General features: G+C 55.0%; 13 protein-coding genes. 10 read left to right on the top strand and 3 right to left on the bottom strand.

Features of this window, described 5'->3' with window-relative positions; translation table 11 throughout:
• The first annotated feature begins 8 nt into the window (after window positions 1-8).
• Both ACI7RC_RS19735 and ACI7RC_RS19740 read left to right on the top strand, forming a co-directional pair.
• Window positions 9-917 carry a glycine betaine ABC transporter substrate-binding protein gene (locus ACI7RC_RS19735; protein ID WP_408109918.1) on the top strand — a complete coding sequence of 303 codons (909 nt, stop codon included), beginning with the start codon at window positions 9-11 and terminating at the stop codon, window positions 915-917.
• 25 nt (window positions 918-942) lie between these two features.
• On the top strand, window positions 943-1,596 hold the full coding sequence (locus tag ACI7RC_RS19740; protein ID WP_408109919.1) for an ABC transporter permease: 654 nt from the start codon (window positions 943-945) through the stop codon (window positions 1,594-1,596).
• Between the two features lie 32 nt (window positions 1,597-1,628).
• Here ACI7RC_RS19740 and ACI7RC_RS19745 read toward each other — a convergent pair whose 3' ends face one another.
• The gene (locus ACI7RC_RS19745; protein ID WP_408109920.1) at window positions 1,629-2,228 is read right to left on the bottom strand and encodes a TetR/AcrR family transcriptional regulator; all 600 of its coding nucleotides are present in this window, start codon (window positions 2,226-2,228) and stop codon (window positions 1,629-1,631) included.
• A 75-nt stretch (window positions 2,229-2,303) separates the two neighbouring features.
• Window positions 2,304-3,761, bottom strand: a complete 1,458-nt coding sequence (locus ACI7RC_RS19750) for an FAD-dependent oxidoreductase (protein ID WP_408109921.1) — start codon at window positions 3,759-3,761, stop codon at window positions 2,304-2,306.
• Window positions 3,762-4,101: 340 nt separating this feature from the next.
• On the opposite strand from ACI7RC_RS19750, the gene purE reads away from it, so the two are divergent.
• The 3 genes from purE to purB are packed head-to-tail and all read left to right on the top strand — an operon-like array spanning window position 4,102 to window position 7,054.
• Window positions 4,102-4,590 carry a 5-(carboxyamino)imidazole ribonucleotide mutase gene (gene purE, locus ACI7RC_RS19755; RefSeq protein WP_408109922.1) on the top strand — a complete coding sequence of 163 codons (489 nt, stop codon included), beginning with the start codon at window positions 4,102-4,104 and terminating at the stop codon, window positions 4,588-4,590.
• A complete protein-coding gene (gene purK / locus ACI7RC_RS19760; RefSeq protein ID WP_408109923.1) occupies window positions 4,587-5,756 on the top strand; it encodes a 5-(carboxyamino)imidazole ribonucleotide synthase in 1,170 nt (389 codons plus the stop codon). The genes purE and purK overlap by 4 nt, the downstream gene beginning before the upstream one ends.
• A 2-nt stretch (window positions 5,757-5,758) precedes the next feature.
• Window positions 5,759-7,054: an adenylosuccinate lyase gene (purB, locus tag ACI7RC_RS19765; protein WP_408109924.1), complete on the top strand. Its 1,296-nt coding sequence runs from the start codon at window positions 5,759-5,761 to the stop codon at window positions 7,052-7,054.
• A gap of 112 nt (window positions 7,055-7,166) precedes the next feature.
• Here purB and ACI7RC_RS19770 read toward each other — a convergent pair whose 3' ends face one another.
• On the bottom strand, window positions 7,167-7,601 hold the full coding sequence (locus tag ACI7RC_RS19770; protein WP_408109925.1) for an exosporium protein C: 435 nt from the start codon (window positions 7,599-7,601) through the stop codon (window positions 7,167-7,169).
• A gap of 288 nt (window positions 7,602-7,889) precedes the next feature.
• Here ACI7RC_RS19770 and purC point away from each other — a divergent pair, with 288 nt between their 5' ends.
• Genes purC through purF form a run of 5 tightly spaced genes read left to right on the top strand, consistent with a single transcriptional unit; the run spans window position 7,890 to window position 13,170 of the window.
• Window positions 7,890-8,609, top strand: a complete 720-nt coding sequence (purC, locus tag ACI7RC_RS19775) for a phosphoribosylaminoimidazolesuccinocarboxamide synthase (protein WP_408109926.1) — start codon at window positions 7,890-7,892, stop codon at window positions 8,607-8,609.
• Entirely contained in the window at window positions 8,602-8,850 is a 249-nt protein-coding gene (purS, locus tag ACI7RC_RS19780) for a phosphoribosylformylglycinamidine synthase subunit PurS (RefSeq protein ID WP_408109927.1), read from the top strand. Before purC ends, purS begins: the two co-directional genes overlap by 8 nt.
• A 3-nt stretch (window positions 8,851-8,853) precedes the next feature.
• Window positions 8,854-9,546 (top strand): phosphoribosylformylglycinamidine synthase subunit PurQ, encoded by a 693-nt coding sequence (gene purQ, locus ACI7RC_RS19785; RefSeq protein WP_408109928.1) that lies wholly within the window; start codon window positions 8,854-8,856, stop codon window positions 9,544-9,546.
• A complete protein-coding gene (purL, locus tag ACI7RC_RS19790; RefSeq protein ID WP_408109929.1) occupies window positions 9,527-11,767 on the top strand; it encodes a phosphoribosylformylglycinamidine synthase subunit PurL in 2,241 nt (746 codons plus the stop codon). The genes purQ and purL overlap by 20 nt, the downstream gene beginning before the upstream one ends.
• Complete coding sequence (gene purF / locus ACI7RC_RS19795) at window positions 11,752-13,170, top strand: amidophosphoribosyltransferase (RefSeq protein ID WP_408109930.1); 1,419 nt, start codon at window positions 11,752-11,754, stop codon at window positions 13,168-13,170. The genes purL and purF overlap by 16 nt, the downstream gene beginning before the upstream one ends.
• Window positions 13,171-13,189 lie beyond the last annotated feature (19 nt).

Genomic DNA, 13,189 nt, shown 5'->3' on the forward strand with positions numbered 1-13,189 from the left:
TGCAGGATATGAAATATCGACTTTGGCTTTTCCTGATCAGTCTGCTTGGCGCTGCGATGATCAGCGGCTGCTCGGGTGCCGCCAGTTCGGACCAGGATACGATCGTGATCGGTCCGCAAGCGATTACGGAGACGTACACCCTCTCGTATATGATCAAGCATTTGATTGAACAGGATACGGGACTTAAGGCAGAGGTAAAGGAAGGCTTGGCCAATACGGCTATCGTCCATCAAGCCATGCAAAAGAATGAGGTTCATATCTCGCCGCGTTACGTGGGAACGGATATCACGGGTGTGTTGGAGACGGAAGATGTGCCGCGCGACCGGAAGGAAGCCTTTAAACTGGTGCATGACGCGTTCCAGGAAAAGTACAAGATGACCTGGTTTCCGTCGTACGGCTTTGAAAACACCTATGCCTTTACCGTTCGCAAGGATATCGCCGACAAACTCCACCTGGTCAAGGTGTCCGATCTGAAGCCCTACTCCAAGGATATGAAGCTCGGCACGGACAACGGCTGGCTGGAAAGGCCGTTGGACGGGTATCCGGCGTTTAAGAAGGTATACGGCATCGAATTCGGCAGCACGTCGCCGATGGACATCGGTCTCGTCTACAAGGCTGTCCGCAACGCCGATGTGGATGTCGTCCTGGCCTATTCTACGGATGCCCGCCTAAAAGAATACAATCTGAAAACGCTGGAAGACGACCAGAACTTTTTCCCTCCATACGAGATCTGTACCGTGGCAAACAACAGCATCCTGGAGAAGCACCCTGAGCTGAAAGACGTGCTGAATAAACTGGTTGGCCTGATCGACAGTGAAACGATGACCGAATTGAACTATCAAGTGGACGTAAAGCAAATGGAGCCGTCGGAAGTGGCGAAAAACTTTCTGATCAGCAAAGGGCTGCTGAAACCCTGATGCACCGGCGAAAAGGAGGATGGTTATGAACGTCATTGCTCAATTCCCGGAAATGCTGTCCCGATACGGCGAGAAGATGCTCGTCTTGACGCTTGAGCACCTGGTCATGTGTCTGATCGGGGTTTTGCTGGCCATCGCGGTCGGGGTACCGCTGGGCATCATCATGCTCCGGAGTCCCCGGCTGGCTGTCGTCATCCAAACGGCGGCAGGTGTCCTCCAAACGATACCGTCGATTGCCCTGCTTCTCTTGATCATGGTGCTGTTTGGCCTGGGGAAGGATACGGCGATTCTCGCCTTGTTCTGCTATTCGCTGATGCCTATCATACAGAACACGTACACCGGACTCAAAACGGTTGACCCCAATCTGATCGAAGCGGGAACAGGCATGGGCATGACCGTGTTTCAACTGCTCATGATGGTTCAGCTTCCCCTGGCGCTTCCGGTGCTGATCGCCGGCATTCGCGTAGCGATGGTAGTGTCGGTAGGAATTGCGACAATCGCTTCCTTCGTAGGAGCGGGCGGCCTGGGAGATTTGATCCTGCGCGGCATTGCCACCGTCGATGACATGAAAATTCTCGCGGGTGCGATACCTGCCGCGCTGCTGGCCATCGGAGCCGATTTGCTGCTGGATGTCGTTGAGAAAAAGCTGGGTGTGCGGACACACACGGCGAGGATGTGATGCGAAGGCAAGGTTCTGGGACCTTGCCTTCGCTATTTGGGACAGGCTACCATCCGCAGCAGGATGTCGACTGAAGGGATGAGGTAGCCTTCATCCCCATGCGTATTCACCACCATCAGGCTGGTGAGAACCGTCAAATAGGAGGCGATCAGTTCTTCGGGATTGTCTGCCGCAATCTCGCCGGTCTTTTGGCCCTCCAAAAATATGGGCAGCAATTGCTCTACAAACGTTTTCATCGAATAATCTTCTAGTAACTGGTTGACCTTTTCGGGAACGCCATCCGATATACGTGCCTGGTGAATCAGCATAAAAAACGGCGAACCGCTTTCATCCAGGATGGCTTGCGTTAACCCTTTTATTTTTTCGATCGGTGATCCTGGCAGATCGGCGACTCTCCTCATTTCATCATCCGCCGCCGCCATCGCTCCCTCCACAAGTGTAGTGAAAAGTTCGTCTTTCGATTTGAAGTAGTGGTAAAGCAGGCCGTGACTGATGCCTGCTTCAGAGGCAATCATGCTCATTTTTGTTCCGACGATGCCACGTGCGGCGAAGACTCTAAGGGCTGCCAGCAATATCTGCTCTCTGCGTTCATCGCGAATCAGATGCAATTGTTCATCGTTTAAAGGCGCCAATCATTGATCATTCCTTTGCCCCTATATTTTTGAGTTATCTAGGAATGAGTATACCAAATTTGCAATCCAGCGCAGCTATGCCGAAAAAACAAAACGGGGTACAATCTCAGCCCACACTTCCTCCAGCGGATGACCGTACTCTTGCAAAAGCTGATCGAGCAATTGTCTGCCTTCGTCAGATGCGGCGAGAACGGTCGATGCCAGTTGAGGATTCATGATTTCACGCAGTGAGACGGACAGCGTATTGACAGCCCAATAGAGTCCGTATAGCTCCCAATTGCCTCCAACTGTTGCATGTTTAAGGAAGAGGTCCATGTATTTTTGGCCGAATAAAATCCCTTGCAGCGGCTCTGAACCGACGTATTCGACGCCTTGCCATTGCAAATCGGCAGCGCAGTTCAACCACCAGGCAGGTTCAATCACCGCTTGCATTTTTTGAAGGACTTGCTGCTCAAAATGGGGCATTGGGCTTTTTCGGTGTTCCCGCAAACACTCCTCCAACACTTCTGCCTCCATGGCCGCGACGGTCATCCCCTGCCCAAAAATCGGATCGTAAATGCAGAATGCATCCCCTAAAACCAATAATCCCGCCGGCCAGCGCTGCATTCGTTCAAAGTGATGACGGTACAGCTCGGGCACGCGGTAACCGCGAGGAGTCGTGATCGGTTCAAGCTCTTGCAAGATTTCTGCGATGGTCGAAGAGGGGAGTTTAGCTATGGACTGTTCAAACTCTTCTGCATTTACGGGGGGATAATGTCCGCCCGGACGGTAGAGCATCACTTCCGCTACCTGATTTTCAATAAAGGAAAAGACACCAGCGAATGTCCCGTTGGCGGGCTGACCTGCAATGTTGATGACATCCCATGTTTCTGCCAGATGCAAGAGACGGGAGGGAAGTTTATAACGGCGAGTGCTGTATCCCAGATCGACTTTCAGCAGGTCTGGTACCGGCACTTCATATCCCAACTGCTCAAGCCATCTCGCCAATTTGGAGGATCGGCCGCTCGCATCAAATACGATATCGGCCGTCAGCTGTTTCTCCTCGCCGCGCGCTCCGCGCTCTCGGACTTGAACCCCTGTGACGGCAGACCGGTCTTGAGTGGTTACGAGACGGACCACATCATGCTTGGGAAGAAAGCGAACATGGGGAATCTCATTGATTCGCTTGCGAAGCACCCACTCAAGCACGGCTCTACTGAACTTGATATCGTTCCGCGGATATTGGCCGACCATGGTTCCATACTGATTCATTTGATGGACGGTCTTGTTCAATGACGTAGGAGCGCCCTTTGCCAATAGATCATCCTCATAGCCTGGAAACAGGCGTCCTAAAATCTCGGCTCCGCGTCTTGTAAAGCGGTGGGGATGAAAAGCCTGGGGAGTGCCGGGGCGTTCCTCGGGTTTCTCGGGAAAGTCGTCCCGCTCAACGATCAGCACCTCTTCGTAATACGTAGAAAGGACCTTTGAGGTTAGCAGTCCGGCCATTCCCCCGCCGATTACAATCGCCTTACCCGCTTTTTGACTGTTGGTCATCTTCATCGCTCCTCATTGGTTATTGACTGATTTGATCAGTCAAAAATAATCAAAAATAAAAGGCCACAATCCTTGATGGCAAGCAAAGATCATTTGACTGACTCATTCAGTCAACTGTAGAATAGGATAATGAAAATCTTTTGTCAATAACAAGATATAAAATTCAGGCGGTAAACACAATCGACAAAAACCGAATATTATATGCACTAGTTGTTACGATCGTTCGGAAAATTCCTTGACAGGTCTTCTCGCTGCTTGGTACACTAAATTTGATTCGCAGGTGTATGCGCAAAACACCTGTCTGCAGCAAATTACGAATTCCAAAAGGGGCGAGGGCAGCATGGAGAATGCCTTGGTTGGCGTGATTATGGGCAGCACCTCTGACTGGGAAACAATGAAAGAAGCTTGTGATATACTGGAAGAGTTGCAGATTCCGTTCGAAAAGCGGGTAGTGTCGGCACACCGCACGCCTGATTTGATGTTTCAGTACGCCGAGACAGCGAAACAGCGGGGCGTAGAGGTGATCATTGCCGGAGCCGGCGGCGCGGCGCATTTGCCGGGGATGGTGGCGGCGAAAACCGAACTGCCGGTGATCGGGGTTCCGGTGAAGTCGTCTGCCTTAAGCGGGCTTGATTCACTGCTTTCGATCGTTCAGATGCCGGGCGGAGTGCCTGTGGCTACCGTAGCGATCGGCAGGGCCGGTGCGATCAATGCCGGTTTGCTGGCGGCGCAGATCCTGGGCATCAAATATCCCGACATTCAAGAGCGCTTTGCTGCGCGCCGCGAGGCCGTTCGCCAAAAAGTACTGGAGGATAGTCAACTGCCGTGAGTACACATCGTTCAAACAAACATGCAGATCGTATCGTAAAGCCTGGCAAGACGATCGGGCTGTTGGGCGGGGGACAGTTGGGCAGGATGATCGCTCTCGCCGGCCGGGCGATGGGTTATCGCTTTGTAACGCTGGATCCGACGCCGGATTCGCCCAGCGGACAAGTATCTGACCGGCAGATCGTCGCTGCCTTTGACGACATCAAGGGGGCGGAGCAGCTTGCCCAGGCCTGTGATTTGATTACCTACGAATTTGAAAATGTGGATGCGGCGGTGGCCGAGGTACTAGAATCGACGTCATTTGTTCCGCAGGGAAGCCGCCTGCTGTCCATCACGCAAAACCGGATCACGGAGAAAAGCACGATCCAGTCGCTGGGGATTCCGGTCGCCCCGTTCCGGGTCGTCGCGTCGCAGGAAGACCTGCAGGAAGCAGCAGCCGAGCTCGGCCTTCCTTGTGTGATGAAGACGGCCACGGGCGGCTACGACGGAAAGGGTCAGCGGGTGCTGCGGGACGAGAGCGAGCTGGCAGAGGCGTTTGCCGCCCTGTCGCAGCCCGGTGTTCAGTTGATCGTGGAGAAGTACATTCCGTTCGTCAAAGAACTCTCCGTCATTGCGGCGCGAAGCAGCTCCGGGGAATGCGCCGCTTTTCCGGCAGCAGAGAATATTCATCGGGAGAATATCCTGCACATGTCGATCGTCCCGGCGCGGATATCACCGCAAGTGACAGAACGGGCAGAGAAAATCGCCCGACAGATTGCCGAAGAGCTGGATGTGATCGGTCTGATTGCCGTGGAGATGTTTTTGACCGCCGACGATCAGCTGTATGTGAATGAATTGGCTCCCCGTCCGCACAACTCCGGCCACTACAGCATGGACGCGTGCGTGACCTCCCAATTTGAGCAGCACCTTCGGGCAGTCTGCAATCTTCCGCTCGGCTCGGTCAAACTGCTTTCACCCGTGGTAATGGTAAACTTGTTGGGCGGCGATGTGGAGAAAATAGCGGAGAAGCTGGAACAACTGTCTCCTGCGTGCAAATTGCATTTGTACGGAAAACATGAAAGCAAGCCGAAGCGAAAGATGGGACATATCAACGTGCTGGCAGATACGGTAGAGGGAGCCTTGTGCATCATTAACGATCTGGGCATCTGGGAAAAAGTGGAGGGATAGCGATGATTGAACGATATACACGGCCGGAAATGGCCGCGATCTGGACCGAAGAAAACAAGTTTCGCGCCTGGCTTGAGGTGGAGATCCTCGCCTGCGAAGCGTGGTCGAAGCTTGGAGTCATCCCCGCGGAGGACGTGCTGAAGCTGCGGGAGAAAGCGGGTTTTGACATCGAGCGGATCTATCAAATCGAGCAGGAGACCCGCCACGATGTCGTCGCTTTCACCAGGGCGGTATCGGAGACGCTGGGCGAGGAGAAGAAGTGGGTGCACTACGGCCTGACCTCTACGGACGTCGTCGATACGGCTCTCTCCTTCCTGCTGCGGCAGGCCAACCAGATTTTGGAGCAGGATCTGGAGCGGCTGATCGCTGTATTGGCTGAGAAGGCCCGCGATTACAAAGACATCGTAATGATGGGGCGGACCCATGGCGTACACGCCGAACCGACCACGTTTGGCCTGAAAATGGCCCTCTGGCATGAAGAGATGAAGCGCAATCTGGAGCGTTTTCGCAATGCTGCCCGAGAGGTAGCTGTCGGGAAAATCTCCGGCGCAGTCGGCACCTATGCGAACATCGATCCGTTCGTGGAGGAGTACGTGTGCGAAAAGCTGGGACTGGCCCCAGCCCCGATCTCCACGCAGACGCTGCAGCGGGACCGGCACGCCCAGTACATGGCGACGCTGGCGCTGATCGCGACCTCTTTGGACAAGTTTGCGACGGAAATTCGCGCCCTGCAAAAGAGCGAGATGCGCGAAGTGGAAGAGCCCTTTGCCAAGGGACAAAAAGGTTCGTCAGCCATGCCGCACAAGCGCAATCCGATCGGCTGCGAAAACATCTCAGGCCTGTCGAGGGTGATCCGCGGCCATATGCTGTCCGCTTACGAGAACGTACCGCTCTGGCATGAGCGGGACATATCCCATTCCTCAGTCGAGCGGGTCATCCTGCCGGACGCGACGCAATTGCTCAATTACATGTTGAACCGCTTTACCAACATCGTGAAAAACCTGACCGTCTTCCCGGAAAACATGAAGCGCAATATGGACCGGACTTTCGGGTTGATCTACTCGCAGCAGGTTTTGCTGAAGCTGATCGACAAAGGGCTGTCCCGCGAGCAGGCATACGATACCGTTCAGCCCCGAGCGATGCAGGCTTGGGAAGAGCAGCGTTCGTTTCGGGAGATTATCGGTTCGGATGAAACGGTCAAGTCGCTGCTTACACCGGAGGAACTGGACGACTGCTTCGATTACCGCTACCACCTGAAATACGTGGACACGATTTTTAAACGTCTCGGATTGCTGTAAAAATAGTACAAAGCGCACTTCGCTTGGCACAAAGTCAAACGGAGTGCGCTTTTTTTTGTATCCCCTTTTTCATAAAAAAGGAGCGCCGGAAAAGCGCCCAAAGTTTTGCTTATTAAACAGTTTGTCTTTGTCTGATCGCCAAGGCGCTGAATGAGACAGGTCCTACGACCTCTGCTGTCGTGCCGGCAGCGGCATTTTCAGCAGTCAGGCGGTATACATGTGTTCCCGCTGTCAGGTTGAAATCAATCGCCTGGAAAGTAATGGCGTAATTTTGCTCGGAGCCGGCCGATTCCACCCCTTGCCGCGTTCTGAAGATTTCTCTCCCGTCGCGGAAGATGCGGAAGACGATTTGGGCGATGCCGGTAACTCCTCGTACGCCAACCGTCCCAATCAATTCCACTTTGTTTCTTCGAGCAGCAGTCGGGATCGTCACGCGCAGGGTGGCCAGTCGAACCCTCTTGGGGCTGCGGGGAATAACGAATGCAGTCGCTGTGTTAAAAGTGCGGCGAGGCTGTACCGCTCTGTAATCAAGAACTCGTGCACGCATGGTTTCACCTCCCTTTGTTTGATACAGCAAAGTATGAAAATCCGGAGAAGATGCTTGGACAAAACGCCAGTAGTTGGAGAAAAATAGACAATCTTATGCGTACAAATGTGTCGCTTACGCCATTTTAGTGAGGATGGGGAGCAAAAGAGGGGGTAATTCCGAACGTTTGTCGAATGGATGAATGATTTTATTCGTTGATAAACACGTATGTTTATGTTTAAATTAGATTGTAATGTTCGTCAATAACTTTGATATCGAATCGTTTGCCTGAAGAAAGGGGACTCCGTTGTGGAAAAACGGGAACAACTCTATGAAGGAAAGGCGAAAAGGGTTTTTCGGACTTCCGAACCAGATGTCTATTGGGTGGAGTACAAAGACGACGCGACCGCCTTTAACGGTGAAAAAAAAGGACAGATCGCGGGCAAGGGTGAGTTGAACAACCGCATCAGTTCGATCTTCTTTACGATGCTGAAGGAACGAGGGATTGACAATCACTTCATCCGGACGCTGTCGGCAACGGAACAATTGGTTCGTCAGGTGCAAATTATTCCGATTGAAGTGGTAGTGCGTAACATCGCTGCCGGCTCGCTTGCCAAACGGCTCGGCTTTGCCGAAGGAACAGCACTCAAACAGCCGGTGGTGGAGTTTTACTATAAAAATGACGAGTTGGGTGATCCGCTGATCAACAACTCGCACGCCAGGATTCTCGGGATTGCCGACGATGCCGATCTGGCTGTGTTGGAGTCGATCGGACTTAAGGTAAACGAGATTTTAAAAACGTATCTCGCCGAAAGAAATGTCATTCTGGTCGACTTCAAGCTGGAGTTCGGCACGACGTCCGACGGAAACATCCTGCTGGCGGACGAGATTTCGCCGGACACCTGCCGGTTTTGGGATATGGAGACAAAAGAGAAATTGGATAAAGACCGCTTCCGCCGCGATCTCGGCGGTGTGGAAGAAGCCTATCAAGAAATGCTGCGCCGTTTAGGAGGGGAATTGCATGTGTAAAGCAGTTGTTTACGTGACGCTCCGGGAAAGTGTCCTCGATCCGCAAGGGCATGCCGTGCAAGGATCGCTTCACACATTGGGATTTGACGAAGTAAAAGAGGTGCGGATCGGCAAGTACATGGAAGTGGTGCTCGATACCGCAGACCGCAAGCAGGCTGAAGAACGGGTGCGTCAGATGTGCGAAAAGCTTTTGGCTAACACCGTCATTGAAGATTACCGTTTTGAGATCGTGGAGGGCTGAGCGATGCGTGTAGCTGTCATTGTCTTTCCGGGATCCAACGCCGATGTGGACATGTTCAATGCGGTAGAGGATATTATGGGGGGGTCTGTCGAGTACGTCTGGCACAGCACTACCGATCTTTCTTCGTACGATGTCATCTTGCTGCCCGGCGGTTTTTCCTACGGCGATTACCTTCGCTGCGGGGCTATCGCCCGGTTTTCTCCCGTGATGGAGCAGGTAGTCAAGGCGGCAGAAGCGGGCAAATTGGTCATGGGGGTGTGCAACGGTTTTCAGATTCTCTTGGAAGCGGGATTGCTCCCAGGCGCCATGCTGCGCAACGACTCGCTGAAATTCCGCTGCAAGCTCTCGAAGCTGCGGGTCGCCAGCAATGCCACGCCGTTTACGCGGGATTATGCAGCCGGCGAAGTGATTGAAATCCCGATCGCCCACGGGGAAGGAAACTACTTTTGTGACGAGGCAACCTTGGCCAGGCTGCAGACGAACGGTCAAATCGTCTTTCGCTATGAGGGGGAGAACCCGAACGGATCGATCGACGACATCGCCGGCATCGTGAATGAGGCAGGAAACGTCCTTGGCATGATGCCCCATCCGGAGCGGGCTGTGCACGAATGGATGAGTTCAGCCGACGGGAAACGCATTTTCACCTCAATTTTGACGACTTGGAGGGAAAGAAACAGTGCCACAACTCACGCATAAGGAACCGACGCCAGCACAGATCGCCGAGCAGCGCCTGTACGCCGACATGGGATTGACGGACGAAGAGTACAGCCGTGTCGTGGAATTGCTCGGGCGTCAGCCGAATTGGACGGAAACGGGGTTGTACAGCGTCATGTGGTCGGAGCACTGCTCCTACAAAAACTCCAAGCCCGTTCTGCGCCGTTTTCCGACTAAGGGACCGCGCGTCCTGCAGGGACCGGGTGAAGGAGCGGGAATCGTAGACATCGGCGACAGTCAGGCTGTCGTGTTTAAAATTGAGAGCCACAACCACCCGTCCGCGATTGAGCCTTACCAGGGGGCGGCGACGGGAGTAGGGGGAATCGTCCGCGACGTCTTCTCCATGGGCGCGCGTCCGATCGCTTTGCTCAACTCGCTTCGCTTTGGTGAACTGGAGTCGCCGCGGGTCAAATATTTGTTTGAAAACGTCGTTGCCGGAATCGGCGGATACGGCAACTGCATCGGAATTCCGACGGTGGGCGGCGAGGTCCAGTTTGATCCGACCTATGAAGGAAATCCGCTGGTCAACGCCATGTGTGTCGGCCTGCTTGATCACGGCCAAATTCAAAAAGGCGTTGCGAAGGGAATCGGCAACCCGGTGATCTACGCGGGCGCCAGCACGGGCCGCGACGGCATCCACGGGGCCACCTTTGCCTCGGAGGAGCTGAACGAGCAATCGGAGAAGAAGCGGCCTGCTGTTCAGGTAGGCGACCCGTTTATGGAAAAGCTGCTCTTGGAAGCGTGCCTCGAGCTGATCGAAACGGGAGCAGTCGTCGGCATCCAAGACATGGGAGCGGCCGGACTCACTTCTTCCAGTGCCGAGATGGCGTCCAAGGCAGGCAACGGCATTGAGCTCAACCTCGACCTCGTTCCGCAGCGGGAGCAGGGGATGACGCCGTACGAGATGATGCTGTCCGAGTCCCAGGAGCGGATGCTGGTCGTCGTGGAAAAGGGTCGGGAACAGGAAGTGAAGGCGATCTTTGACAAGTGGGGGCTGCATTCGGCTGTCGTCGGCCGCGTTACCGATGACGGGATGCTGCGCTTGCTTCATCAGGGCGAAGTGGCAGCCAACGTACCCGTTGACAGCTTGGCGGAGGATGCGCCGGTTTACCATAAACCATCATCTGTTCCAGCTTATTACATTAAAAACGAATCGATTGATACGACTGACCTGCCGGTGCCGCAAGACCTGGGCGAAACGCTGAAACAAATCCTCGCCCAGCCGACGGTGGCCAGCAAGGCTTGGGTATATGAGCAGTACGATCACATCGTCCGCGCTTCTACATCGGTCAAGCCGGGATCGGACGCGGCCGTGGTGATGATCCGCGGCACTCGCAAAGCGCTGGCGATGAGTACGGATTGCAACGGGCGCTACGTCTACCTCGATCCCGAGACAGGCGGGGCGATCGCCGTCGCGGAGGCAGCGCGTAACGTCGTCTGTGCCGGTGCAGAGCCGCTTGCCGTTACGGATTGCCTCAACTTCGGCAGCCCGGATAAGCCGGAGGTGTTCTGGCAATTTGAAAAAGCCGTCGACGGCATGAGCGCGGCTTGCCAGGCATTGAATGCGCCGGTCATCGGCGGGAACGTTTCCTTTTACAACGAGCGGAGCGGGGACGCGATCTACCCAACTCCGGTAGTCGGGATGGTCGGCCTGATCACCGATATCGAACATATCACGACACAGCACTTCAAGCGGGAAGGCGATGTCATCCTGCTCCTCGGCGAGACCTTCGCAGAGCTGGGCGGCAGCGAGTATCAGAAAATGGTCCTGGGCCGGATCGCAGGCCGCCCGCCGCAGCTCGACCTGAAGAAAGAGGCCGCGCTGCAGCAGATGGTCCTGGAGGCCATTCGCGCCGGATTGATCCAATCGGCTCACGATTTGTCGGAAGGCGGTCTGGCCGCCGGGCTCGCGGAGTGCTGCTTTGGAGCGGATCTGGGAGCCGAGATCACGGTGGAGACCGAGTTGCGTCCTGATGTGGCGCTGTTCAGTGAATCGCAATCCCGCATCGTCGTCAGCGCCAGCCCCGAACACGCCGCAGCGATCCTCGCGATGGCGGAAAAATACGGGGTTCCGGCGAAGGAGATCGGAAAGATTGGCGGTGAACGGTTCGTCCTCAAGGTCAATGCACGCGATGCTGTTGATGCGCCGCTGGCTGAGCTGAAAGCGGCTTGGAAGGATGCGATTCCATGCTTGATCGGATGATTTGGGACAAATTGAATGAAGAATGCGGCGTATTTGGCATATACGACCACGGCGAAGCGGCCCCGCTCACCTACCTGGGGCTGCACGCCCTGCAGCACCGGGGCCAGGAGAGCGCCGGGATGTGCTCCTCCGACGGGGAAAAGTGGTATAAGCACCGCGGTATGGGCCTAGTCAGCGAAGCGTTTGGCAAGGCGGATATGGCCAAGTTTCGCGGCCACATCGCGATTGGCCACACCCGGTACACAACGGCAGGTTCGAGCAAGATCGAAAACGCTCAGCCGCTGTTTTTCCGCTACGCCCACGGCAGCATGGCGGTCGCCCACAACGGCAATCTGGTTAATGCTTCTGTCATCCGCAGGGATTTGGAAGAAAAAGGGTCGATTTTTCAGACGACCAGCGATACCGAAGTGATCGCCCACCTGATCGCTCGATCAAAGAGCAAGGATCTGCCTAGCGCGGTCAAAGAAGCGCTGCAGCAGATCAAGGGGGCATACGCCTTATTAGTGATGAACGAACGACAACTGGTGATCGCGCTCGATCCCAACGGCTTGCGGCCGCTGTCGCTCGGCCGGTTGGGCGACGCGGTCTGCGTCGCCTCGGAGACCTGTGCGTTTGATATCATCGGCGCCGAGTACTGGCGGGAAGTGGAACCGGGCGAATTGATCGTCATTGACGAGGAAGGCGTGACTTCCAGCAAGTTTACCAAGAAAGCGGAGCGCTCCATCTGCACGTTCGAGTACATTTATTTCGCACGGCCGGACAGCGATATTGACGGCATCAACGTTCACATGGCCCGCAAGCGGCTGGGCAAGCAGTTGGCCCTTGAGGCGCCGGTGCAGGCCGACGTCGTGACAGGTGTGCCTGACTCCAGCATTTCTGCGGCAATTGGTTTTGCAGAAGCGACCAGCATCCCGTACGAGCTGGGATTGGTGAAGAACCGTTACGTCGGCCGTACGTTTATCCAGCCGACACAGGAGCTCCGCGAGCGCGGCGTCCACCTGAAGCTGTCAGCCGTACGCAAAGTGGTGGAAGGCAAGCGTGTCGTCATGATCGACGATTCGATTGTTCGCGGCACGACGAGCGGGCGTATCGTGGGCATGCTCCGGGAAGCGGGAGCAGCGGAAGTGCATGTCCGAATCAGTTCGCCGCCGGTGATGAATCCTTGTTTTTACGGGATCGATACCTCGACGCGAGAAGAGTTGATCGCAGCCACCAAGTCAGTGGAAGAGATCCGGCAACTGATCGGCGCCGATTCGCTTTCCTTTTTATCGGTTGAAGGTATGCTGGAGGCGATCGGGCGCAGCGACAAGACGGCCAGCCGCGGCCATTGTCTCGCCTGCTTCAACGGACAGTACCCGACGGAAATTCAGTTTGAGGGAGCACTTCCAGCGGAAAAGTGCTGAGAAACAGCTAGGGAGGAAA

The sequence above is a fragment of the Brevibacillus sp. B_LB10_24 genome (assembly GCF_046036945.1).
Taxonomy (GTDB): Bacteria; Bacillota; Bacilli; order Brevibacillales; family Brevibacillaceae; genus Brevibacillus_C.

Bases quoted from the DNA above. Each gene is read 5' to 3' on its own strand.
- ACI7RC_RS19735 (WP_408109918.1), top strand. From the start codon at position 9: ATGAAATATCGACTTTGGCTTTTCCTGATCAGTCTGCTTGGCGCTGCG.
- ACI7RC_RS19740 (WP_408109919.1), top strand. From the start codon at position 943: ATGAACGTCATTGCTCAATTCCCGGAAATGCTGTCCCGATACGGCGAG.
- ACI7RC_RS19750 (WP_408109921.1), bottom strand. From the start codon at position 3,761: ATGACCAACAGTCAAAAAGCGGGTAAGGCGATTGTAATCGGCGGGGGA.
- purE (WP_408109922.1), top strand. From the start codon at position 4,102: ATGGAGAATGCCTTGGTTGGCGTGATTATGGGCAGCACCTCTGACTGG.
- purB (WP_408109924.1), top strand. From the start codon at position 5,759: ATGATTGAACGATATACACGGCCGGAAATGGCCGCGATCTGGACCGAA.
- ACI7RC_RS19770 (WP_408109925.1), bottom strand. From the start codon at position 7,601: ATGCGTGCACGAGTTCTTGATTACAGAGCGGTACAGCCTCGCCGCACT.
- purS (WP_408109927.1), top strand. From the start codon at position 8,602: ATGTGTAAAGCAGTTGTTTACGTGACGCTCCGGGAAAGTGTCCTCGAT.
- purQ (WP_408109928.1), top strand. From the start codon at position 8,854: ATGCGTGTAGCTGTCATTGTCTTTCCGGGATCCAACGCCGATGTGGAC.
- purF (WP_408109930.1), top strand. From the start codon at position 11,752: ATGCTTGATCGGATGATTTGGGACAAATTGAATGAAGAATGCGGCGTA.